17 protein-coding genes and 1 pseudogene are annotated in these 23,891 nt (G+C 64.9%); 5 read left to right on the forward strand and 13 right to left on the reverse strand.

What is annotated here, in order from left to right; all coding sequences use genetic code 11:
• Positions 1 to 279 precede the first annotated feature (279 nt).
• From atzF to AC57BR_RS08700, 5 genes are all read right to left on the reverse strand, one after another.
• Positions 280 to 2,130, reverse strand: a complete 1,851-nt coding sequence (gene atzF, locus AC57BR_RS08680; RefSeq protein WP_496359519.1) for an allophanate hydrolase — start codon at positions 2,128 to 2,130, stop codon at positions 280 to 282.
• On the reverse strand, positions 2,127 to 5,876 hold the full coding sequence (uca, locus tag AC57BR_RS08685; protein WP_496359521.1) for an urea carboxylase: 3,750 nt from the start codon (positions 5,874 to 5,876) through the stop codon (positions 2,127 to 2,129). The genes atzF and uca overlap by 4 nt, the downstream gene beginning before the upstream one ends.
• On the reverse strand, positions 5,873 to 6,550 hold the full coding sequence (locus AC57BR_RS08690) for an urea amidolyase associated protein UAAP2 (protein WP_496359523.1): 678 nt from the start codon (positions 6,548 to 6,550) through the stop codon (positions 5,873 to 5,875). Before AC57BR_RS08690 ends, uca begins: the two co-directional genes overlap by 4 nt.
• Positions 6,547 to 7,428, reverse strand: coding sequence for an urea amidolyase associated protein UAAP1 (locus AC57BR_RS08695; protein WP_496359525.1), 882 nt, complete (start codon positions 7,426 to 7,428; stop codon positions 6,547 to 6,549). Before AC57BR_RS08695 ends, AC57BR_RS08690 begins: the two co-directional genes overlap by 4 nt.
• Before the next feature lie 86 nt (positions 7,429 to 7,514).
• The gene (locus tag AC57BR_RS08700; protein WP_496359528.1) at positions 7,515 to 9,017 is read right to left on the reverse strand and encodes an amino acid permease; all 1,503 of its coding nucleotides are present in this window, start codon (positions 9,015 to 9,017) and stop codon (positions 7,515 to 7,517) included.
• 226 nt (positions 9,018 to 9,243) lie between these two features.
• Between AC57BR_RS08700 and AC57BR_RS08705 the strand changes: the two genes are divergently transcribed.
• Positions 9,244 to 9,930 (forward strand): TetR/AcrR family transcriptional regulator, encoded by a 687-nt coding sequence (locus AC57BR_RS08705; RefSeq protein WP_496359529.1) that lies wholly within the window; start codon positions 9,244 to 9,246, stop codon positions 9,928 to 9,930.
• A gap of 220 nt (positions 9,931 to 10,150) precedes the next feature.
• On the forward strand, positions 10,151 to 10,636 hold the full coding sequence (locus tag AC57BR_RS08710; protein ID WP_496359532.1) for an Lrp/AsnC family transcriptional regulator: 486 nt from the start codon (positions 10,151 to 10,153) through the stop codon (positions 10,634 to 10,636).
• Positions 10,637 to 10,738: 102 nt separating this feature from the next.
• Here AC57BR_RS08710 and AC57BR_RS08715 read toward each other — a convergent pair whose 3' ends face one another.
• Positions 10,739 to 11,176, reverse strand: a complete 438-nt coding sequence (locus AC57BR_RS08715) for a DUF7793 family protein (protein WP_496359533.1) — start codon at positions 11,174 to 11,176, stop codon at positions 10,739 to 10,741.
• 1,963 nt (positions 11,177 to 13,139) lie between these two features.
• On the opposite strand from AC57BR_RS08715, the gene AC57BR_RS08720 reads away from it, so the two are divergent.
• Positions 13,140 to 13,637 carry a response regulator transcription factor gene (locus tag AC57BR_RS08720; RefSeq protein WP_496359535.1) on the forward strand — a complete coding sequence of 166 codons (498 nt, stop codon included), beginning with the start codon at positions 13,140 to 13,142 and terminating at the stop codon, positions 13,635 to 13,637.
• Positions 13,638 to 13,822: 185 nt separating this feature from the next.
• Here AC57BR_RS08720 and AC57BR_RS08725 read toward each other — a convergent pair.
• Positions 13,823 to 14,383, reverse strand: a pseudogene (locus AC57BR_RS08725) (DNA/RNA non-specific endonuclease); the annotation flags it as partial.
• A 258-nt stretch (positions 14,384 to 14,641) separates the two neighbouring features.
• Positions 14,642 to 14,926, reverse strand: coding sequence for a hypothetical protein (locus AC57BR_RS08730; RefSeq protein ID WP_496359537.1), 285 nt, complete (start codon positions 14,924 to 14,926; stop codon positions 14,642 to 14,644).
• A gap of 377 nt (positions 14,927 to 15,303) precedes the next feature.
• Between AC57BR_RS08730 and AC57BR_RS08735 the strand changes: the two genes are divergently transcribed.
• Positions 15,304 to 15,720, forward strand: coding sequence for a CBS domain-containing protein (locus tag AC57BR_RS08735; protein ID WP_496359539.1), 417 nt, complete (start codon positions 15,304 to 15,306; stop codon positions 15,718 to 15,720).
• 106 nt (positions 15,721 to 15,826) lie between these two features.
• Here the strand turns inward: AC57BR_RS08735 and AC57BR_RS08740 are convergent, their stop codons facing one another.
• The 4 genes from AC57BR_RS08740 to AC57BR_RS08755 all read right to left on the reverse strand — a co-directional run bounded on the left by AC57BR_RS08740 (position 15,827) and on the right by AC57BR_RS08755 (position 21,695).
• Complete coding sequence (locus AC57BR_RS08740) at positions 15,827 to 16,702, reverse strand: RNA polymerase sigma-70 factor (RefSeq protein ID WP_496359541.1); 876 nt, start codon at positions 16,700 to 16,702, stop codon at positions 15,827 to 15,829.
• Positions 16,703 to 16,706: 4 nt separating this feature from the next.
• On the reverse strand, positions 16,707 to 17,882 hold the full coding sequence (locus AC57BR_RS08745; protein WP_496359543.1) for an NAD(P)/FAD-dependent oxidoreductase: 1,176 nt from the start codon (positions 17,880 to 17,882) through the stop codon (positions 16,707 to 16,709).
• A gap of 1,147 nt (positions 17,883 to 19,029) precedes the next feature.
• On the reverse strand, positions 19,030 to 20,226 hold the full coding sequence (locus AC57BR_RS08750; RefSeq protein WP_496359545.1) for a fumarylacetoacetate hydrolase family protein: 1,197 nt from the start codon (positions 20,224 to 20,226) through the stop codon (positions 19,030 to 19,032).
• Positions 20,223 to 21,695: an aldehyde dehydrogenase (NADP(+)) gene (locus AC57BR_RS08755; protein WP_496359547.1), complete on the reverse strand. Its 1,473-nt coding sequence runs from the start codon at positions 21,693 to 21,695 to the stop codon at positions 20,223 to 20,225. The genes AC57BR_RS08750 and AC57BR_RS08755 overlap by 4 nt, the downstream gene beginning before the upstream one ends.
• A gap of 132 nt (positions 21,696 to 21,827) precedes the next feature.
• Between AC57BR_RS08755 and AC57BR_RS08760 the strand changes: the two genes are divergently transcribed.
• The gene (locus AC57BR_RS08760) at positions 21,828 to 22,574 is read left to right on the forward strand and encodes an IclR family transcriptional regulator (protein WP_496359549.1); all 747 of its coding nucleotides are present in this window, start codon (positions 21,828 to 21,830) and stop codon (positions 22,572 to 22,574) included.
• Positions 22,575 to 22,611: 37 nt separating this feature from the next.
• Here AC57BR_RS08760 and AC57BR_RS08765 read toward each other — a convergent pair whose 3' ends face one another.
• Complete coding sequence (locus tag AC57BR_RS08765) at positions 22,612 to 23,826, reverse strand: alpha-hydroxy acid oxidase (RefSeq protein WP_496359551.1); 1,215 nt, start codon at positions 23,824 to 23,826, stop codon at positions 22,612 to 22,614.
• Positions 23,827 to 23,891: the final 65 nt, after the last annotated feature.

Raw genomic sequence — 23,891 nt, forward strand, 5'->3', positions numbered from 1 at the left:
CAAGCCAGGTTGACCGAATCCCCACTATCGGCGTCCGCAAATCAGCTCAAACTGCCGGGACGCGTCGCCCGGCTACCGCCCAGCAGGCCACTCACCTCGTGGCCTGCTGCTTCCCCTTGGTGAACGGACGAAGGAATGATGCGGTCCTTTGAAAAATGCAGGGAACCGGTACCAATTATTGACAGGCTTCCTACAAGTGGCGATGGATGGACTCGTTACGGATGTCGGAATAGTTCAGGGCCGATGCCCCCGGCCGCCCTCCCCCTTGCCTAACGCGGGTTAGCGCTGTTCGCCGCGGCTGAATCCGGCCAGGGCCGCCTCGCCGAGGTTCTGCCAGACGTTTCGTGCCTTGGCCGCGTTGTTCCGGTCCGCTAGCCAGTCCCCCGAAGAAGTGATGTCCTCGGCGCCCGCCGCTGCCACGGCATCGCAGGCGAACCCGACGGCTGTGGAGCCGTCGGCGAGTTGCATGGATCCGAGCAGCATCGGTTCGGGCAGTGCTGCCAGGAACGAGCCCAGCCCTGCCGGTGACAGCAGCCATCGTTCGCCGACGAGCTCCGCGCCGTCGTCGGACCGGTACACGCCCGGCTTGGGCGGCACGGTGTCAAGGGACACCATGCGGTAGCGGGCGGCGGTGCGCACGGGCCCGTCCCAGACAGCCCCGAGTTCCTCCAATTGCGGGGCCAGCGGCTGGCCCTTGCGGTGCGCGCCCACCACCACCAGCGGCACGGCCATGGCGCCGCCGGCCACCGGCCAGGGAGTACACGACGACGGCTGGCCGGCCGCCGCCTCCACCGCCGGTACCGCGCCGGCAGCGAAGAGCTCCGGCGCCGCAGTGGCTGCTTCGACCCTGCGGGCGATGTCAGCAGCAACTGCGTCATCGAAGGTCCGGCCCACCACCGTCAACCCGAACTGGGCACCTTCCACCTCGCCTGCCGGGACGGCCACCGCGCACAGGTCGAACAGGTTGCAGAAGTTCGTGTAGGTGCCCATCAGGGAGTTCACCCCCACCGGGTCTGCGGCCACCTCGGCCAGCGTCGGATGGAAGGGCGCCGTGGGAACAAGGAGCGCATCGAACCCCTCGAGTTGTGCCATGGCTTTGTGCTTCAGCTCTTCCAGTCTGGCTGTGTCGGTAACGTACCGGTGTGCGGGGAGTGCGCCGGCTGCCCGGACGATTCCCCCCACCGTGGGGTCGATGCCCGCTTGCCCGTCCATCCCGCCGCCGGCCGTTTCGATGTACTCGCCGACTGCAGCGTAGCGCTCAGCCACCAGCGCGCCGTCGTAGAGCAGCCGGGCTGCCTCAAGGAAAGCGTCGAATTCGATCGCCTGGGCGTCCACCCCGGAGCCGCGGAGCCGGTCGACCTGGCGGCCGAACTCTGCCGCCCAAGCATCCGGCAAGGCGGGCAGGCGGGCTGGGTAGGCCACACGGGGCTTCGCTGGTGCCGCCAGCCTGACGTCAGCCGGCCATGTCCGGACGCTGCCAGCCATGACGCCCATCGCGAGCTCCGCCGTGGACAGTTGCCGGGCGAAGATGGTGACGGCGTCCCAGGACCGGCAGGCAGGCACCACGCCGGCGGTGGACACGACGTCCAGCGTCGGTTTGATGCCCACGATTCCCTGGAGCCCGGCGGGCACCCGCCCTGATCCTGCCGTGTCCGTTCCGATGGCAAGGTCCACAAGGCCCAGTGCCACCGCCACTGCGGAGCCGGAACTGGAGCCGCCGGAGATGAACTCCGGGCGGCGGGCGTCCCGGACAGCACCGAACGGGCTGCGGGTGCCGACAAGTCCTGTGGCGAACTGGTCCAGGTTGGTGGCACCGAGGACCAGTGCCCCGGCGGCGCGGAGGCGGGCCACCGCTTCGGCATCTTTGTCCGGCATATATGCGAAGCCGGGGCAGGCGGCCGTCGTGGGGATGCCTGCCACGTCCACGTTGTTCTTGACCGCCAGCAGTAGCCCGGCGAGTGGCAGGTTGGCGCCGCCGGCTACGGCTGCGTCGATGGAGGCGGCTTCGGCCAGCAGTTCGTCCTCGCGGCGCAGCGTTACCCAGATTTCGGGCCGGTCCACTGCGGCGACGGCGGCGAGAGCCGCCCGCACCCGCAGGGCGGCAGCGCCGGTGGTGGTGGTGTTGTTCATACTGCTGCCTCTTCCAGTTCCGGGGTTTCGAGCTCGCCAGGCTCCAGGTCATCGCCGCCAAGGACTACTACTGCCTCGCCCGCGACCACTTGTGAACCGGCGGCTGGCAGGACACGGAGCACCACACCGTCGCAAGGCGCTTCCAGGACGGTTTCCATCTTCATGGCCTCGAGGGAAACCAGCGGCTGACCCTTGGCCACGCGGTCCCCGGGGTTCACATCGACTTTCCAGACGCTTGCGGCGAAAGGGGCCGTGACGAGGGAACCGCCGTCCGGTACCTCTACGTCGTCTGCCGCGGGGGCCACGACGGCGGCCAGGGCTTCCGCGCGGTCGAACTCGCCGGCGTCGGCCCATGCCTGACGTTCCACGGCGAAAGCCTCGCCCTGCTTCTCCCGGAACGCTGTGACGGAATCGCGGTTCTGCTCGAGGAACAGTTCATGCTCTGCCAGGGAGAACGTGCCGTCCTCGATCTCGACACCGCGGCCCCTGCCGGCGGCCATGTCGGCCCGCAGGTCCAGGAGTTCCTCGGGGCTGACCGGATACCAGGAGATCCGGTCAAAGAAGCGCAGCAGCCAAGGCGATCCCGGCTCGAACGGAGCCGAGTCTGCGTAGCGCGACCACACCTGGGTGGTGCGGCCCACGAACTGGTAGCCGCCGGGTCCTTCCATGCCGTAAATGCACATGTAGGCCCCGCCGATGCCCACCGCGTTCTCCGGCGTCCAGGTGCGGGCCGGGTTGTATTTGGTGGTGACCAGCCGGTGCCGCGGATCGAGCGGAGTGGCCACCGGGGCGCCGAGGTAGACATCCCCAAGTCCCAGGACCAGGTACTCGGCGTTGAAGACGGTGTCGAATACGTCGTTGACGGAGTCCAGTCCGTTGATTCGGCGGATGAATTCGATGTTCCAGGGGCACCATGGGGCGTCGTCCCGGACACCTGCCATGTAGCGCTGAATCGCTTCCCTGGTGGCGGGGTCGTCCCAGGACAGCGGCAGCCGGACCGTACGGCTGGGAACCACCAGTTCGGAGCTCGCCGGCAGCGCGGCCTCGATGTCCCGGACAATATCGAGCAGTCGCTTGGTGGACAGGACAGAAGGGTCGACCTTGATCTGGAGGGAGCGGATTCCCGGCGTGAGGTCCACGATTCCCGGCACGCGGAGTTGTTCGATGTGCTGGTGCAGTGCGTGGACCCTGGCACGAAGGCTGAGGTCCAGGACCATCTGGCCGTATTCGACCAGCAGGTTGTCATCACCGGAGCGGCGGTAGGTGATCGCGGGCCGGCCGTGTCCTTCCGGAACCCGGCCCAGCACGCCGTCGTCGCCATCCCCCCGTGTTGCGCGCTTGCCCGCCCGCGTTCCTGCTGTTTCTTCTGACAGGTTCACTGACATTTCAGCCGACCAGCCGGCGTCACCGGGCAGGAGCAGTTGGCGGCCAGGGCCGAGGTCCTTGGCCGAGGGCGCCTGGCTGACCTGGATGGGAACGAAGCGGACCTTGTCCCCCGGCCTGAGTTGGCCGAGCTTCCACCGCTCCGAGGTCACCACGGTGACCGGGCAAACGAACCCGCCCAGGCTGGGTCCGTCGGGACCGAGCAGGATGGGTGTGTCGCCGGTGAAGTCCAGGGCGCCCACGGAGTAGGCGGTGTCATGGATGTTGGATGGGTGCAGTCCCGCCTCACCGCCGTCGGTGCGGGCCCAGCGCGGTTTGGGACCGGTCAGCCGGACACCGGTGCGGGCGGAGTTGAAGTGCACCTCGTACTCTGCCGCGTACAGTTCTTCGATGTCTTCACGCTGGAAGAATTCCGGGGCCCCGTGGGGGCCTTCTGTCACGGCCAATTCCCAGGTTGAGGTCAAGGCGGGCCGGTTGTCCAACGGCACCCCGGACACTGGGGCTTCTTCAACTGCAGTGGCGGCCGGCTTCACGAGGCGGAGCACGTCACCGGTGCGCAGGACACGCCCGGCGTGCCCACCGAACTGCCCCAGAGTGAAGGTGGAAGCGCTGCCGAGGTACTGCGGAATGTCCAGACCGGCCTGGAACAGGATGTACCCGCGGAGCCCGTGGCCTGCTGCGGTGTCGACATCAAGCGTTCCCCCTGCCGGAACCGTTACCGGTGCCCAGGTGGGAACCGGTGTTCCGTTGACGGTGACCGGCACCTCGGCGCCGGTGACGCAGATGGTGGTGGCGTGCGTGAAGGTCAGGCTGGGACCGGTCATGGTGAATTCCAGGCCCGGGGCGCCCTCGGGGTTGCCCAGCGCCGTGTTGCCCAGCCGGAAGGAGAGGTCATCCATCGGGCCGCTGGGCGGAACACCGATTTGCCACAGGCCCGTCCTGCCCGGCCAGTCCTGCACACTCGTCTGAAGGCCGGGGCGGCCGACAGTAATGCGGGGTTCGGGGTCCCCCACCGAGTCCAAGGTGCTGGTGGAGTGTGCGACGCTGCGGACAACGTCCAACCCGACCACGGCGCGGAGCATTCCGAGGTTGGTCTCGATGCCGTCAATCCGGGTCCCGGCAAGCGCGGCGGCCAACCGGTCGAAAGCGTCCGTGCGGGTTGCTGCAGACGTAATGATCTTGCCCAGGAGCGGATCGTAGTTGGTGGACACCTCGGTGCCGGTTTCCACCCAGGCGTCCACTCGAACGTCCTCTGTGGCCGGGTACACGGCGTTGGTTACCGTTCCGGCGCTGGGCTGGAACCCGCGGGAAGGGTCTTCTGCGTAAACGCGGGCCTCCACTGCGCTGCCTGAGACAGGCAAGCTGTGCGGGACGCCGGCGAGCACGCTCTCCGCTTCCGCGCCGCCCTGCGCCAGCCGGAGCATCCATTCCACGAGGTCCACGCCTGTGACGGCCTCCGTGACGGGGTGCTCCACCTGGAGCCTTGCATTGACCTCCAGGAAGGAGGCTTCGCGGCGGGTGGAATCGTAGACGAATTCGACTGTCCCGGCGGAGCGGTAGTTGAGCGAGGCGCACAGCGCCCGGGAGCTGCTGTGCAGTTCTTCGCGCAACTCCTCGGGCAGGTCCGGGGCAGGTGCTTCTTCCAGGACCTTCTGGTGGCGGCGCTGCAGTGAGCAATCCCGGTCGCCGAGGCTGACCACGCGGCCCTCACCGTCGCCGAAGATCTGGACCTCAATGTGCCGGGCGTTTTCGACGTAGCGCTCGGCGAAGACGCCGGCAGTGCCGAAACTGGCCCCGGCCAGGCGGGCGACGCGGGGAAAGCTCTCCACCAGTTCGGCCTCGGTGCGGCAAACCGTCATTCCGATGCCGCCACCACCTCCGGTGGCCTTGAGCATCAGCGGGAAGCCGATCGTAGTGCTAGCCGCTACGGCGCCGTCCACATCTGCCAGCAGTCCGGATCCGGCGATCATGGGCACTCCGGCGGCCCGGGCGGCATCGCGTGCCGTGTGCTTGGTGCCGAAGATGCGGAGTTGTTCTGATGTGGGACCAACAAAGACCAGCCCGGCCGTTTCCACGGCTTCGGCGAAGGCGGCGTCTTCGGAGAGGAATCCGTATCCAGGGTGGATGGCGCCTGCCCCGGTGGATTTGGCCGCGGCCAGGAGCGCGTCCACGCGGAGGTAGGACTCCTTGGCCGGTGCGGGGCCGAGGAGCACTGCTTCGTCGGCCAGGCGGACGTGGCGGGCGCCGCGGTCCGCTTCGGAGAACACGGCAACGGTCCGCAATCCGAGTTTCTTGGCCGATTCGATAATGCGGCAGGCGATCTCGCCGCGGTTGGCAATCAGCAGGGTGTCAAAGCCGCTCATTTTGCTGCCTCCGGCCGGGTGACGATCATACGGACAGGGGTGGGGTTGAAACCGTTGCACGGGTTGTTGATCTGCGGGCAGTTGGAGACAAGTATCAGGGTGTCCACCTCGGCCTGCAGCGCTACCCGCTTGCCGGGGGCGGAGAGCCCGTCAACAATGCCCAGGGCGCCGTCCGGGTCAACCGGAACGTTCATGAACCAGTTGATGTTGGATACCAGGTCCCGCTTTCCCAGGCCCCACCGGGAGCCTTCGATCAGGAAGTTTTCAACGCAGGCGTGCTGTTCACGGGTGTGCTGGCCGTAGCGGAGGGTGTTGGATTCCTGCGAGCAGGCGCCACCGATGGTGTCGTGAACGCCTACCTCGTCGGCCACCACAGTCATCAGCGGCGCTCCGGTGTCCGCCCGAAGCACGGAACCCGTGGTCAGCACGATCGACTGCTGCCGCGCGATGGTGACGGGTGCGGAGTAGCGGACCGTGGTGTCCTTGGCGGCGTACAGCAGGCAGTCCACCGCCTGGTTTCCGTCCAGGTCCACGATGGTCAGCACGTCACCGGCTGCCAGCACGGCTGACCAGGGGCCCCGGGCTTCCACGAATTCGTCGAGGACCACGGTGCCGGGCACCAGTGCTGTCTTGCCCGCGTCCGGGATGGGCTGGGTTTCAATGAAGGTATTCATCGGGCGTTCCTTGCGGTGCGGTCGTGTTCGGTGTTGCGGAGTGCCTGCAGGTGTTCGGGCGCCAGGGGGCCGGCAAGGCTGCCCGCCTCCAGTGCGGCGAGGTCCTGCGGTGCCTGCCAGGCGACGACGTCCACGGCGGTTCCGGTGAAGGTGGGTCGGGGGTCCAGGGGGTGGGCGGTGTTTCCGAGGACCAGGACCGTGTCCATCTGGAGCAGAAGTTCGACGGCGGCACCCGGGCCGGCGCTTCCCGTGAAAGTGATGCTGCCAGCGGGATCAACATGGATGCCCTTGAAGAAGGACAGGGACGGCGCCACGTCGCGGGGGCCCAGCCCGTTCTTCAGTGCCCCAAGGGTGAGGAGCTCGCGGGCTGCGGGGGACGCACTGTGGGCTGTTCCGGCGCCATACCGTGCAGTGTTTCCGGCCAGCGTGGTGGCACCGGTCAGGGCGTCGTGCCGGGATGAGGTGTCAGCCACGATGGTGGCCATCAGGCGGCCGGCGTCCGACAGCAGGGGGTGGCCCGCCCCGGGGTAAGCCTGCCATGGAACCTTGACCGTGTCCGCGGTGTTGAGGCGTTCGTGGAGGGCCCCGGCCCGGTAAAGGAGGGTATGCACGCAGGCATCACCGGCGGTGTCGGTGAGCCGGACCCGGGCGCCGCGGGCCAGGTGCAGGGTGGTGTAACGGCCAAAGGCCAGTGATTCGGCCCAGCTGAGGGAAGCGGCGGCGCCGTCGGGAAGTCCGGCCAGAAGCCGCGCCGGGGCGGAAACGGCCGGTACATGGCGCATGGTCTCCGCAGTCCGGCCGTGTTGTTCCCGGGCGTGGGCACGGGCGCCGGCGGTGGTGGCCGTGCCGGTCGCTGGTGTTTCGATGGTCTGTGTCATGTCAGTCCTGGTTCTTTCGAGGCTGTCGTTCCGGGGCGGGCCGGCGGGGAGCCGGTGAAGCCTGGCGGGCATTTTGCCGTTCGCTGTCAAGCACTGGCCGCCAGGTTGCGGCGGCGGACCCAGAGGCCCAGGAGCAGGACCGCCGCCACCATCACGGGCGCCGAATAGAGAAGGATCCCGTTCTCGCCGGACGGGTCATACACCTCCGGCCGGGGCCAGGCGAGGTTGACCACCATTACGGCCCCGTAGAGGACTGCGAGGATGTTCACGGGCAGGCCCCAGCGGCCGAGCGTAAAGAGTCCGGCCGGCATGGTCTGGCCCACCCGGTTCCAGTCGCCGCGAAGGCGGTTGACCAGCTGCGGCACGGTCACCAGCAAGTAGGCAAGGTAGACCATGACGATGCAGACACTGCAGAGGGTCGTGAACAGGGCGGCGTTGCCGACGTTGATGGCCAGCACGCCAACGGCCAGTGCACCGATGACAATCGACGGCCACATTGGCGTGCCGCGGGTGGGGTGCACGGAGGAGAGCAACGCTGAAGCGGGAAGTTTCCCGTCCCGCGCCATGGAGAACACCAGCCGGGAACCGGCGGTCTGGATCGCAAGGGTGCAGACGAAGATGGCGATGGCGACGTCCACCAGCAGGACCTTGCCCCAGAACGTGCCCAGCACGGCCGTGAGGACGTAGGGAAGCCCTTCGGTGGCCAGCCGGCCGTCGTCGAGGCTGGGTGCGGCCATTAGGGCAGTAATGATCATCAGGGCGCCGCCGATGCCGGAGATGAGGAGCGCGGAAAGAATGGTGCGCGGAGCGGTGCGGCGGGGGTCCTTGGTTTCTTCGGACAGTTCGCCGGCGGAGTTGAAGCCCACCATGACGTAGGCGGCCATCAGCCCGGAGACCAGGAAGGCTCCCAGCGCCCCGAGCTCTGAACCGTGCAGCACACTGGTATCCGCGACCACGTCAGGTCCGCGCTGGGCGGCGCTGATGAGGGCAAGGATCACAGCCACGACACCGATGATTTCGCAGGTCACTCCGACGGAGTTCACGTGCGCCATGAGCTTCACGCCCAACGAGTTGATAACAGTTGTGGCCACCAGGAGCACGGCGCCCAGGACCACGGCATTGGCGGCACCGGTGACAGTATTGAGGGCCGGATCGCCGCCCACCACCTGGAAGCCGTCCCAGAGCTGGGGCAGCACCACCTGCAGGGCGATGGCGGCGGCTGCTGCGGTGACCACCTGGGCGATTGCCATGAACCAGCCAGCGAACCAGCCAACTCCCTCACCGCCTACGCGCCGGGCCCACTGATACACGGCACCGGAGAGCGGGTAGCGGGCGGCGAGCTCAGCAAAATTCAAGGCAACGAGGAGCTGGCCCACCAGCACAACAGGCCATGTCCAAAAAAACGCAGGTCCCGCGAACGAGTAGCCGAACGCGAACAGCTGGAAGATGGTGGTCAGGATGGAAACAAAGGAGAAACCGGCTGCAAAGGAAGCATAGCGGCCGAGCTTTCGGTGGAGGGTGGGCTGATAGCCAAGAGAGGTCAGATCCGCATCGTCCTGGTGGACGGTGGGCAAAACGGTTGAAGTCATCGGAATCTCCGGGTCTGGAAATGACATGGGGGTAAAGCCTCCCGGCAGCGCAGCGCTCGGCCGATGGCTGCTGATTACCGGTCACTTGACAGTTTTCCAGTGCGATGTCCCCAAACAGTTTCACTTCTGTAAAAGGCAGATTGACATCTTGTTTCGGGCCTGTTTCCGTCCTCTCACATGTTCGGCTGACCGTGTCCGGCGGCATCAGGAATGCAAGAATGATGCGGTGACTTCAGCCGGACCGGGACGACCACGCCATCAACAGCCCTCCCGACCGGGGGCGACCGCCCGCGATGAAATACTCGATGCGTCAGCTGAGCTTTTCACCACGCAGGGCTTCGCCAGCACCTCCACACGGTCCATCGCGGACGCTGTCGGAATCCGGCAGTCCTCGCTTTATCACCACTTCAAGACCAAGGACGATATTCTCGAGGACCTGCTGGAGGGCACCGTCTCCGGCGGGCTGGAGTTCGCCCGCGCCGTCGCGGCCGAAGCAGCAGGCGAGGCTGTTCCCGGAAGCCGGCTTCACGCCGTCGCGCTTTACGACGGAACGCTACTCTGCAGCGCACGCTGGAACCTCGGCATCCTGTACCACCTTCCCGAAGTCCGGAGCGCGCGCTTTGCACGATTCCTGGCCGACCGGCAGGAACTGCGCGGCCTGTACGCGGAACTGGGCACCGGCCTCTCGCCCGCTGGCGGAGCCGGGAGCCCGGACACCAGGGGCGGCGATTTCACCTTCCGCCTGGTCGAATCCCTGATCAGTCTTCGAGCAGACGGAATGGTCACACCTGAATCTCCGCTGCAGGTGGCGGACGCAGGACTGATCCTCTGCGGGCTGGCCCGGGAACTGCCCGCTATCCGGGCCGAGAGCCACGCGCTCATCGCGCGTCTCGCGAGGGAGGCCCCTGAATAACCAGGGGCAAGGGACAGAGGCGCCGCGGGGGGGGAAAGCAAGGTGCACGCGAGTTAGCCGTCAGCCGCACCATCCACGACAACCCGGAACTGGCCTTCGAGGAACGGCTGGCGGCAGAAACGCTGGCCACCTTTGTCGAGGAAGCCGGCTTCGGGGTAGAACGCGGAGCGTACGGCTGGAAACCTGCTTCGAAGCGGCTCGCGGTGATGGCGACTTCACTGTGGCGATCTGCGCTGAGTATGACGCCCTGCCGGGGATCGGCCACGCCTGCGGACACAACATCATCGCGACCGCCGGGCTCGGTGCAGCGCTTGCACTGGACGAGGTGGCTGAAGAGCTCGGCCTGCGCGTGGTGCTCCCGGGCACTCCGGCCGAGGAACACGGCGGGGCAAAGCGCGCTGCTGCCGGAGGCCTTCTGCAGACCAAAACTGCCGTAGAGGAGCTGGCCAGCGAGCTGTCCGTGTCCAAGGCAACCGTCAGCCGCCGGCTGGAGCCCATGATCAACGCCGGCGTCCTGTTCATCAGGGCGGTAGTGGATCCTGCTGTCCTTGGCTTCCCGGTGGAGGCGCTGCTGACCCTGACCCGAACGAACGCACAGGTCCACGGGGTCAGTGAGTACCTGGCAAGCCTTCCTGTGACCCGCTGGGCCGCAGCCTCGGGCGAGACGGTAATGGCACAGGTGGCCACAATGAGTTCGCACCCGTAGCCATGGCAGAGAGCTGACTTCGTGTTGCATCTCGTCCAGGCTACGTCGCAGGCTCAGTCAAAGAACCAGCAATTATTGCCGTGCTGACGAGATTGCCGGAGGCTATAGCCGCGGGCGAAGCCATTCGAGTGCCGCCGGAGTGCCTGTGAAGTATCGGCTGGGGCACTGGGGGGAGGTCATGCCCAGCAGCCTGTGGGCTATGACCCGGTCCACTGGGGTTCGTCCCACAACTGCCAACGCGGTTACCGTTACGGCCCGCGCATAGAGGACCATCGCGTCCCTGTCGATCGCCGCGACGTCAGCCAGATGCAGTAGCAGGCCAGCGGGCTGATTACTGAAGACGGCGATGAGCTGTTCGCGGACCTGCGAAGTGTGCAGCGACGTGATAAGCGCCCCGGGAGTAAGAGTGATGGCCACCAGATTGTCCTCAATCCGGCGTACGCTTACGCCGCCCAAAGTGCCGTGCGGCACATAGTTCACTGGGCCTTCCAGCCTGGCCGGCAGGGTCGTCACCGAACTGGCGGCACTGCGCGTTTCCATATTTCTGATCCCCCGGACGATGCGAATGCGCACAGCTCCACCTGCCAAGGACCTTCATAAGGAGTTGGGGCGGAGCCAGCCTGATATGCGGATCATAATACCACCGCGCTGTGACATGAATCACGAACATGTAGATGTCTGCGACACGACGACGCCGACTGCCCCTCCTGCAGGGAGAACTCACCATTCCACCGTGGCCACGAGGGCCCCGAGGCGGAAGGTGCTCTTGCTGCTCTCCAACCTAGGGCGCCGGCCAGTGCGGGACAAGGGTGCAGCCCGGTATGCCGCCAAAGTCGACGGCTGCCACTCCAGCCCGAGCCGGTGGTTACATGGTTTCCGAATACCCGTGCTGCTGATTATCGGGTCTTTCTGCTGACTCGTCACCGTGGAGAGGTTCTGCAAAGTGAGCCAGGTCATCTCACGGGAGCTGCCGGGAGTATCTTGGAAGCGTCCACCGAAGGATGTTTCCAGCGACTGCGGTGGCCAGGGGCACCCGGCTTTTGCCCGTCTGACCAGATCGACCAGGCGACTCAGGCCCGCCATCTTCAGGAAGCTCTCCTCACGCGCCTTGCCATGGGCAGGGAATGGGCTACTCCAGGCATTGAAGCTGCCCTTCGCCGCACCCTGACAGGCATCGACACAGGGCTGGAGGCAGCGTCACCACGCCTGCGGGCCAGCCTGCGGACCATCGCCGATGAACTCGCCGGCAGGGTAGAAACGGTCCCCCCGACTCCACGAGCGGATAGCGACGCTTCTGCCAGTGGCTGAGACGCCGGCACAAGCACTGTCCGCGCAGAAGTCAACCAGGATCCTCTGGAGGTTCATCCCTGTCATCGTGGCGGCTATGGCCGCCGGAGTGATCATATGGCGGATCTTGCGCTCGGCTCCCGAGCCGGAAGTTGCGCCGGCGCCCGAAGCTGCAACAGCGGGGAAACTTCCATGACCCCTCCCCCGCAAGCCGTCATGTAGAGACCTAGGGTGAGACGCCAGCCCCTCCTCCAACCCGGCACCGGGCGTAGAATTTTAAGCGGCCGGCGGCGGTCTGCTGGCCGGGGTCCCCCATGCCCGCCGGCTCCGTCGTCGGTCCTTATCGGCGCCCCGCATCTTCAGCATCATGGATGTGACCTTGATCCGAGATGGCAGCAACACCGCGCATTGCCCGCTTCCGCGCCGACAGGGCCGGGTTGCCATGCCCAGGGAGTGCGCGTCCGGACCTGGCAGTCCCGGCGGTGACGGCGCTTCAAACCCCACCATCCCGGACACGTGCAAGCATCGTTCGCAAAGCCTAGGAAACGGTTGGTTGCCCCCACAGCAGGACCGCCGATCCGGCAACAAGACAAGCCGGCCCTCCCATGGCACGACCGGAGCCAGCACACGGGTGCATCTCGACCCGGTTGCGGGCCAGTGAAAGATCCGGGAAGAGGCTGCGCCAGGGTGCCCAAGGAAGCCCGCCGTGCCGGTACAGGGCCGCGGGGCGAGACCGGCAAGTCGCATCGGGCCGGTGCGCTACAGATCCCGTTGCTGCAATTGCTCGATGACGTACGCGCCGTCCAGGCACAGAAGCCAGGTCAATTCCCCAGGTAGCGCAGGAACCGCACCACCGGAAACTTTCCCCGTGTCGCCATGCTGTTTCGAGGTCTAAAATTCAGGCGTGGCCCGCAATGAGGAGTGCTACCGGACATGGCTGGAGTTCTTAGGAGAAGTCCTGCGGCAGCCGCTTGGTTTGTCCTCTCAGTTTGAGGGGCAACTCCTTGAGCTCCTCACGCAATCGTTCAACGGGGCATGCACTACGCGAAACGCGGTGACTCCTCAATGGGAGAATCAGATACTCGCCTGCTGGCCCCGGAATTTCATACCGAGCGAGCCACCCGGGGGATATGACTTTAGGCAACAACCACTGTTGCGCTGGTATGCATATTCCGGAGAGACAGGACCACAAACCTTCGGGAGGGTTCCTGACACTGTGGCCAGCAGCACGCTGAAATCGGCGTGGGAAGAAGTCGCCCGGCCGTGGGGCGTGAACCAACAGCTGACCTTCCCGCTACAAGTCGGCGGATTTGACCTTCATGCCTTGCTTGTCTCCCGACCAGACCGCGACTTCACCGACCAGGAGCTTGCCCTGGCCCGGCTGTTGCACCCGATCCTGACCGCCCTTGCCGTGCACTTTAAGATTGCCCGGTCAGATCTTGGAGCAAACTTGGACGGCTCCGCGCAAGATCTAACGGCACGCGAGATGACCGTCCTGTCCCTGCTGACCGAGGGGTTGACCGCCGAGGCCCTGAGCAGACGGCTCGGCATTTCGCCGCGCACCGCCGGAAAGCACCTGGAGCACATCTACCGCAAACTGGACGTCAGCGACCGCCTGATGGCAGTAAAACGAGCGCACGACCTGGGCTTGATGACACCGCCCGCCGGCAACGTACTTACCGGCGAGTCCAGCAGCACGCCTTTTGATCCATGATGATGTCCGGCCGCCGCCCGATCCATCGCTCAGGTAGCAAAGCCACAGACGCAAGCCCTGACCCCGAAGCGCCCCGGCGAGCTCGCCGGGGCGCTTCCCCCCATTCGATCGCAGATGGCCTTCGTGCCAGTGCAACCACATCATTGTGGTCCTATGTCTGCTGAACCCAAGAGTATATAGAAGGGCTATTTGCCCGAATAAGCACAAATACGTACCTGCTGGAATGGTCTCTTAACGTGCCAACCTGGGAACGATACGCAAACAGGACGACCTTGCGCCTTAGTCCTCCAGGTCGAAGTCCAGGTGAGATCCTGGACGTCGCCTAGTTCCCGCCAAGTGGAGCCGACCGGGGCAGCGCCGATGGTTGCGGCGATAGGCATCCGGTCCGACTCGATCAGCTTGTCCAGGTCCAGGCCGGTGAGTTCGGCGACGTCCGGGATGGGTGCCTGGAAGGTCCGGAATGGGCCCAGAGGCGGGACGTCTTCGGTGACCCGGCGCCGTGGCACGTCGGACAATTCGGCCAGCTGCGGGGACTGGTCCACGACGTATCCGATGGCCGCCAGCTCGCGCTCGTGGATGAAGGCAGCAGCCTTGAAGTAGCGCAGCGGGATGTCCACGCCCCGGTACACCGGATCGACGGCGCTAAAGATCGCTCCGGTGAACACTACGATGCGACGCCTGTACTGGGCCGCGTGTTCTTGAAGGTAGTCCTCGATGCCCAGCCACAGCTCCAGGCCCTGGTTGAACTTGGCCGCCTGCTAAGTGAACGACGTAGCGATGCGATAGTTTTGCCGCAGAAGATGTCTCCCTGGTGAGCGGTCCCAGACCCTTCGGGCCGCAGGGGAAGGGACCGGACAGAGGATGGTTTTGATGACGTTGGACCAGCTGTCGGCGATAAACCCGAACGCCTTGTCATGACCCCGACCACACTGGTTCTCGCAGGCCTATACCTCGTCCTTGCGCTGCCCTGACCGTGCGCTGGCTTCACGGCCGGTCGGCCGGCCCTATTCCGGGACGCTGAACCAGGCCTTCGGGTCGTCCGCACCGCGAAGGTCGTGATGGAACGGGATAGCGTCCACCGGCCGGGTGTCGGCGAAAAGCACCGCCACGGTCCGGGAGTGGACGACGGTGTAGCGGATGGCGTCGTCCACCCAGGAATGGATCCCGGTGTACTCCTCGACGTCCAGCCCGTCACCGAGCAGTCCCCGCTCAGAGAGCAGGTCATAGAGAACATTCCACGCGCGATCCATCAGGTCGTTGATCGCCGCTTCCACTGTTGGAGCCGTCATAGGACTATGGTGCTCCTGGCCACCGACAGCCTTGCGGACGGCACCCCGCGTGTCGTCAACGGCGCGGCACGCGCCCCTTGGATCAAGTCGCAAGCGAAGGTTCAGCAGGCAGCCTTCCACTCCTAGGAGTTTTCCCAAGGCCCACCGATGATGAGCACGCCGGCCACGCAACCTGCCAGCGCCGAGGCCGGCTGGGCACCGGGAAAGGCGGACTCCCCGGACCCGGTCCCTTATGACGTCCGCCGGTTTTGCCACCGGCGCCTTCCCGCTCTAGACACTGACGCCCAGCGTTCTTAGCGTTAAGGCGTGCCCGAGCCAATGGAGGACGGCGGCACGGGTGCGGTCAAGAATCAGCCACCCTGTTTGAGGAGAGCGCCATGACGACAGCACGCGAAATCATGACCGGCGGCGTCGAATGCGTCGGTGAAAACGAGACCCTGGAAGCGGCGGCCCGCAAGATGAAAGAACTGGACGTCGGCGCCCTGCCGATCTGCGGGGAGGACAACCGGCTCAAAGGCATGATCACGGACCGCGACATCGTCATCAAATGCTTCGCCGAAGGCGGCGACCCGCGCACGGCCAAGGCTGGAGATTACGGCCAGGGAAAGCCAGTCACCGTCGGAGCGGACGACTCGATCGAAGAAGCCATCAGAACGATGGGAGAGCATCAGGTCCGCCGTCTGCCCGTCATCGATGGCCACGACCTGATCGGGATCATCAGCCAAGCCGACATCGCCCGAAATTACCCCGAGGACCGGGTCGGAGAACTCGTAGAGCTCATTTCCTTCTACTAGCCTGAACAGCTCTGCCCAAGCCCAGCAACGACAGGCGCCCGCTGCCTGGTGGTGGCGGGGCCCTCCCCGCCTGGCCACCGCCCAAGATCGGCCAGCGGATCCCGCATTAGCGAGTGAGGTGCCTGGCCGTCCTGGCGGCGCCGAGCTTGTCGGGGTTCCGGACGAGGTAAATGCCGATCACGTGTTCATTGTTGGACTCCACCATGACCGCGAGGTCTATCCTGTCTCCGCTGTAAACCAGGATGGCCGGCATCCCGTTCAGCGATGACATCTCGACCCGCATGTCCGGAAGGGGTTTACTGGCGATGCCGAGCAGGAAGCGGGCGACGTGGTCAGCACCGATAACGGGCCTGCGGGCAGCCGAGACCTTTCCACCACCGTCCGAGAGCAGGACGGCCCCGGGCGCGAGAACGTCCATGAGCGCCTGGACGTCGCCCCCCAGAGTGGCTGCGATAAACCGGTCGGTGACAGTCTTTTGCCGCTGTGCGTCCACTTCGAAGCGTGGTTGCCGTGCCTGCACATGCGCCTTCGCCCTGCTTGCCAGTTGGCGGATGGCCGCCAACGATTTGCCAGTCGCCTCGGCGATCTCGGAGTACGGGAAATCGAAGACCTCGCGGAGGACGAAGACGGCCCGCTCATCCGGGGAAAGGCTCTCGAGGACCACGAGCATGGCAAAGGACAGCGAATCCGCCAGGATGGCGTCCTCAGCCACATCGGGGAGGGTCAATACTGGCTCGGGCAGCCAGGGACCGATATAGTCTTCCCGGCGCCGCTGGGTTGTCCGAAGGGAGTTCAGTGCCTGGTGGGTGACAGTTTTGGCCAGGTAGGCCCGCTGGTTGCTGATGGTTCCGGTGTCCACTGCCGACCATTTCAGGTAGCTTTCCTGGAGGACGTCTTCGGCGTCGGTGACGGTTCCAGTGATTTCGTAAGCAATGGTGAACAGCAGGGAGCGGTGTTCTTCGAAGACGCTGGCCGAGCCCATCCTGCTACCCGGCTTCCACTGGTACCGGAACGTTCGCCGGCAGCGGGCCCTTGGGCCACGTGAACGAACCGCCCCGGCGCATCTCGCCTCGGAGCCAGGACACGGTCATTCGGCATATCTGTTCTTTGGCCAGCCCGGCCAGCCGCCCCCGCACGACTAACGGCCGTGGTCGGTCATCGGCGGTGACGGTCTGGATGAGGCCGGACCTGCAGCCCAGACTGATGCACCGAATCATGTATCCGGCCGATAGCGGGGACGGAGCACGGTTCTCCAGGCGGGCGATGATGCTGTCCGCCGCGTGTGCCCCGAGTGGCAGGGCCGAGGCGCAACTCATGCGCAGATGTCGGCCGACCGAGTCCGGAACCCGTACCGCATCACCTGCACCAAAAATGTCCGGGTAGTCCGGGCAGGACAAGGACTCATCGACGAGGAGCCTGCCCTCCGCATCGGTTGGCAGCCCGCTGTCCCGTCCCAGGCGCGGCACATTGAATCCCGCGGCCCAGACCGTGCAGTCAGAGGGAAGCGTAACCCCGTCTGATGTTGTAAGCGTCAAACGGTCGCAGCGTTGCACGTGAGCATTCTCCACCATGTCGACGCCCAGCGCGGCGAGGCGGGTCCGCACCGCCTGGGTACCCGAAACGGACAGGTCGCCGCCAATGCGGCCGCGGGAGATGAGCCGGAGCTGCAGCTGCGGATACTGTTGGGCTACTTCGGCAGCCAGTTCGAGGCCGGTCAGGCCAGCGCCGACTATGCTCACGGTGGTGCCCTGAGCCAGCCGTGCAAGCTTCACCCGGAGCCGGGCAGCAGACTCTGCGTCGCCGAAACGGTACGCCCCCTCCGGGACTCCCGAGGCGGCCGATCCGCTGCCGACGGCGTAGAGCAGCACGTCATAGCTGACTGGTGCGCGGCCGTTTGAGAGGTGCACGCAGCGGTTCTCCGCGTCGATCCGCGCTGCGCTGTCCTCAATGAAATCCACTCGCTCACTCAGCAGCGACTCCATCGGCACCGCCGCGGTTGCCCTGGCCCCGGCAGCCACCTCATGCAGCCGGATACGCTCAACAAAATCGGCTACAGGATTGATCATCGATACTTCAACGTCCTGCTTGCTCCCGGCGAGCCTGTTCGCCGCCATGATGCCGGCATACCCTGCTCCGATGATGACCACGCGACGCGCTGACATTTTCAACTCCCATCAGTAGATCCGTTGTTGAACATAGGACACCGCCGGAACACGGAATGTGACAGGCGCCCGACATAGGACATTCGCAAGCGGTGTTCTGTCGAACTTGCTGGCAGCAACGAGCAAGGCCTCGCGTTCGCGAGGGCGGGGCCTTGCATGGGCAATGAGGCGATGCTGGTCAGCAGCCCGTCGGCTCGTCGAAACACTGTCCCCACAGCGGCGGTTCGCCCTGCCAGGTCTGCTGATGCGGCGGATAGGGCTGCTGGGACGGGTATTACGGATAGCTCAAGGATTCCCCCAAATGTCAGAGTAACGAGACGAGCTCATCGTACGGTTCACCGCGCCGCCAATTACTCCAGCCAATGCGGCCGGAAGGGCGACGAGGGCAACGAGATGCCGCGTCAGGCTATACGGCATGAGCAGGGCGGTGCCCCCGACCATGATGGCCGGCGCTGCCACACACGCAGTAACCCAGTGAGGATGGCCCCGCAGAAGCGACCAGACTGCTGCTGCCACAGACGCCACGGAGCCGGCCAGCAGGTACAGGCTCCCCACGTGTGCGTCCTCAACAAGACCGGGTTCGGGTATGAAGCCGAAGAACATGGACCTCCACAGGCCAATGACCATCAGAACAATGGCCGCTAGGACAAGAAGCGTCCAGAGGAGAACGCCGGGCCATCCACGGCGGCGGCCAGCAGCACGGGGCTGGCTCATTGCGGCACCCTCTTCCCGAATCACCGGACGAACCTGAACGTCTCCTTGTGCGATGTTAATATCAGCTCAGTTGAGCCGCGGCTAGGACGCCGTAGGAGGCCAATTCGCTGGCAGACAGCTAGTGTTTCGTTGCGATGACCTTGGTGGTTGTCGCGGACGCTTTGTACTTGCCGTTAGCTGTCTGGGGTCGGCAGGTAGGGCGGGGACTCCAAAAACCCCGGAATTACACGGACTTTGAAACCTTCACCGGAGTCGGCCACGTAGGGCGGGCGGTGGGCGGGAACCGGCCAAACGGTGGGCGGAACCCTCAAAAGCACCGTTTTTAGCCCTGCAAGGCCATCGCCATGACGCGCTCGTGCTCCCCGCCTGGAGCGGTGCCGCGGACACCGCTCCAGGCGGGGAACCAAGTCCAACCGTCCTTGGGTGCCGGTTGTTACGGCGACATCCCGCTGTCCACCAGCCCTTGCGCGTTGGACCGGGCCAGGTAGTTTGTCAGAGCCCGAATTCCGAAGGTCCAGGGCGGTAGGTCTTTCGTTGATCTCGTTGTGTTTATCAGCGCACCGAGATGCCGGCTGCTGATAGTGACGACGTCGCCGGGTTTGTGGGTGAAGCCGAGGCCTTGCGTGTCTCGGTCCTGGGTGGGGGCGAAGAGTGTTCCGGTGAAGAGGGCGAAGCCGTCCGGGTATTGATGGTGCGTGCCGACGGTTGCGCTAATGAGTTCCTCGAAGGGCCGGCTTATCCGAGCGAGGCTGTTTCGGCCTTCCAGGCTGTACCCGTCGTTCCCGTGAACGGTTAGGCTGATTTCTTCGCTGCGGATGGTGTCGAGGCTGAAGCTATTGTGGAAGAGCCTGACGAATGGGCCGATCGCGCTGGAGGCGTTGTTGTCCTTGGCCTTTCCCAGCAGGAGCGCGCTTCGCCCTTCCACATCCCGGAGATTCACGTCGTTGCCGAGGGTGGCGCCTTTGGGCGTTCCTGTCGCGTCGAGGATGAGGACCAGTTCCGGTTCGGGGTTGTTCCAGGAGGAAAAGTCAGGGATTCCGATGTCTGCACCGAAGCCAACGGAGGACAGCACCGGTGCTTTGGTAAACACCTCAGGGTCGGGGCCCAGTCCCACCTCCAAGTACTGGGACCACATGCCCTGCGCAGAGAGGACTTCCTTCGCTTCCCTGGCTTCCTGTGATCCTGGCCGAATGGCGGAGATGTTGCCACCGAGCGCGCTGATCACGGACCCGCGGACTTCCGCCGCGCGTTCGGAGTCACCCCCGCATCGTTCCTCGATGACGCGTTCAATCATGCTTTCCACGAATGTCACACCGCAGGCTTTGATGACCTGCAGATCGACGGGTGCGAGCAGGTGCGGACGGCTGTGGTCCTGGGCAAGGGCGGCCTCGGCGAGTTCCGCGAGGTTCCACCGGGGCGGCGTATCCTGCGTGTGGAGGACGATTCCGGCCGGGTCGTCGCGTTCCATCAGTTCCGCGACAGTGCCTACGGCGGAGGTGAGGTCGAAAACCTCCTCCCCCCGCACGGAAACCACCCTCGGTCCCCCGGACTGTGGATCCCATAGTCTGCCCACGAGGAGCGCGTCCTGGTGTTCAGAGGGCAATATCTGCTGTGAAAGTGTTTGGCTCATGCCAGGTCCTCCTTTTCATTCGCCGGTTCCCAGATGCCGTCTACGCGGCGGGTGATTCTCCAGGGGTTTTCGTCCAGGAGCGGCTGGGGCAGTTGTGATGAGGGGAAGGAGTCGTAGGCGACGGGGCGCATGAAGCGCCCGATTGCGCCGGTTCCGACCGATGTTGTGCTCGCAGCCGTGGTCGCGGGGTATGGTCCTCCATGGTGCTGGGCGTATGTGACGGTCACTCCGGTGGGCCAGGCGTTCCAGAGGAGGCGCCCGGATCGTTCCCGCAGCGTTGTCAGAAGGCCGCCCAGGTCTTCGTCGGGCTCCCCGTGCACGGTCGCGGTCAGTTGCCCTTCCATGAGCGCAGCGAGTTCGGCCAGGTCGGTATCGGACGAGTACTGGATGACGAGGGTGGCCGGTCCGAACATTTCCTGCTCCAGGAGATCCGGGTTTTCCTTTACGGCCTCTGATGTGGTCATCAGGACGGTCGGGCGCGGTGCCTCGGCTTCATTCCCTGCCACGAGCACTTCAACTCCGGGGGCAGTCCGGACTGCCGTGAGGGCGGCGTCGAACCCTTCCCGGAGTTTTGGGCTGAGCAGGGGGGCGCTTTGCTTGGCATCCAGTTCCTGCTGCAACAGCGTGGCGGTTTCCTCGGTGTTGTTGATGGGGGCGAACAGCAGTCCGGGCTTTGTGCAGAACTGTCCCATTCCCATGGTGAAGGATGCTGCGTATCCGGCAAGGATTTGCTCTCTCCTGGCCGCCCATGCCTTTTCGGTGACGAAAACGGGGTTGATGCTGCCGAGTTCTCCGTAGAAGGGAATCGGGGTGGGCCGGCGGGAGGCGCGGTCGAACAGGGCACGTCCTCCTGCGGTGGATCCGGTGAACCCGACAGCTTTGACCAGCGGGTGCCCGACGAGGATTTCCGCGGCTTCTCGTCCCACGACGGTCGAGAAAAGTCCCTTGGGGGCACCCGCGCTGTTAAGGGCTTCCACGACGATGTCACCGGTGCGAAGGGCGAGCTGCAGGTGGCCTTCGTGAATTTTGTGCACGACTGCGCAGCCGGCGGCAAGGGCTGACGCGCTGTCTCCGCCCATGACGCTGAATGCGAAGGGAAAGTTGCTGGCTCCAAAGACGGCGACCACGCCCAGCGGAACGTTGACGCGCCGGATGTCGGGTCGCGGTCCCATGCCCCAGGAAGGGTCGGAGTGGTCGATGGTGACCCCCAGGTGCTCGCCGCGGACCGTTTCATCCTTGAAGAGCCGCAACTGGAAGACGGAGCGCCTGAGCTCAAAGCGGAGTCGTGCCTCGTCCAGGTGCGTTTCCTGCTGGCCAAGATCGACGAGTTCGTCTGCGTGGTTCTCCAAGGCGGACGCTATTGCTTCCAGCCAACGCCCGCGGCCCTTCGGGCTGGTGTCCCGTGCGTGCTCGTAGGCGGCGTGGGCTGCTGTGATCTGGGCATTTGCCTTCTCAGCTGTTGTTTTCATTCCTGCCTTCCTTACTTATCTCTTGTGCGCGACGCCGCTTCCGGACGTCGTACGATATTTCGAACTGCTTGTAGAATGGGTGTCAATGCCGGAGCATCCACCCGGCCGGCACGAAAGGGAATGATGGCCCGCTTGACACCCGCAGTGGTTCGAAGCCTTGACGTCCTGGAGCTTTTCCTGGACGCCCGGCACGGACTGACCGCCCCCGAAGTTGTGCAGCGGACCGGTCTTCCTAGGACAACGGCCCACGAACTGCTCACCACCTTGGCCGAGCGCAAGTACCTTCGGCGGGACGACAGGACGGCCACCTACCACCTCGGGCTGAGCGTCTTCCGTCTGGGCAATGCCTTCGCCGAGAGGCTGGACCTGCACTCGGTGGGACTCCGGGTTGCCCAATCGGTGGCGCAGGAGTGTGACGAGACAATCCATGTCGGAATCCTGGAGGGCTCTGACGTTGTGTATGTCTGCAAGGTCGACAGTACGCAGTCGGTGAGGATGGTTTCGCGGATGGGTGGCCGGGTTCCGGCCAGTTGCACGGCTGTGGGCAAGGCTCTGCTGGCCCACCTTCCAGAGGCGGAGCGGAAAAAACTTCTCCGAAAGGGTCTGGCAAAGCTGACGCCGAAAAGCATCACGGAGCCCCATGTGCTCGCCAACCAGTTGGACCAGATCCGGGCGTCCGGCATAGCGTTCGAGGCCGGCGAATCCAACCCCGACGTGTCCTGTGTCGCCGCCCCAGTGCGCGACCACACCGGAAGTGTCATCGCGGCCTTGAGCATTTCCGTTCCTGACATGCGCTGGAACCAGCGCACTCCTGATGAATGGGGCGAGCTTGCCTCCACAGGGGCAGCCCGGTTCAGTTCCGAGCTCGGCTTCCAGTAACGACATCCACCGCGTGCCGCCCCTTCCCCACCGCATGTCAGCTGACGAAGGAAACATGGCCGGGGGTGACGCCGGCGGTGGACTGCACACCCAGAAGCTGCATCGACCGGACGTATTGCCCGCGCAGGATCTCCAAAGAGCGGGAAACGCCGCGTTCGCCGCCGGCCATGAGCCCGTACAGGTAGGCGCGTCCAACCATGGCCGCGTCCGCGCCCAGCCCCACCGCAGCGAGGATGTCGCTGCCGGACATCACGCCGCTGTCAATCAGAACCGCCACGTCAGAACCCAAACGCTCCCTGACTGCGGGAAGGATCCGGAGTACCGTCGGGGAGCGGTCCAGCTGACGCCCGCCATGGTTGGACAGGACCACGCCATCGCAGCCAAGCTCAATCACACGCTCGGCGTCATCGACATTTTGGATACCCTTGACCAGCAGCTTGTGCGGCCACACCTTCCGCAGCCAGGCGATGTCCTCAAATGTCAGGCCGGGATCGAAAATCTGATCAGCAACTTCGGCGGAGTTGCCACCGAAGCCTCGCAGGGAAGCAAATTCAATCGGCGGCGTCGTGAGCTTGTCGAACCACCAGCTGGGATGCAGGGCCATGTCCGCAAAGGTTTTCGCTGACAGAGTCGGCGGGATGGTGAGTCCGTCCCTGAGTTCACGCACTCGGGAACCGCCCACCTGGGTGTCCACAGTCAGCATCAGCACCTCATAACCGCTGTTCAGGGCACGGTCGATCAGGCTCGAAGTCTTCTGCCGGTCCTTCGCCACATAGAGCTGGAACCAGTTGTTCCCTTCTGGAGCTGCAGCGGCCACATCCTCAACCGTGGTCGTCCCTACTGTTGAGAGGGTGTAGGGCACGTTGAACCTGGAGGCCACCCTGGCGACGGCCTTCTCGCCGTCGTTGTGCATCATCCTCGTGTAGCCGGTAGGCGCCAGGACCAGCGGAAAGGCGATCTTCTTGCCAAAAAGATCAGTTGAAGGATCGGGATCCGACACGTCCCGCAGGACCGTGGGGATGAACTCCACGTCCTTGTAGGCCTGCCGGCAGCGGCTGATGGTGATTTCCTCTTCTGCCGCGCCATCGGTGTAATTGAACACTGCCTTGGGCGTTGTTTTCTTCGCGCTCTCGCGAAGATCGGCGATGGTGAAAGCCGATGCGAGCCTGCGCTCCACCGGGTCCAGCTCAAGCTTGCGGAATCTCACCAGCTCCCGAAGATCCGACCATTTTGGCATTTGACGTTCATCCATCAGTCAACTTCCTCGTTGTTCGATATTTAGGACAGCGCGCTGATATTTCAATTCGCACTAGCGCG

The organism is Arthrobacter sp. BGA-UO-ETr-C19, from assembly GCF_059568005.1.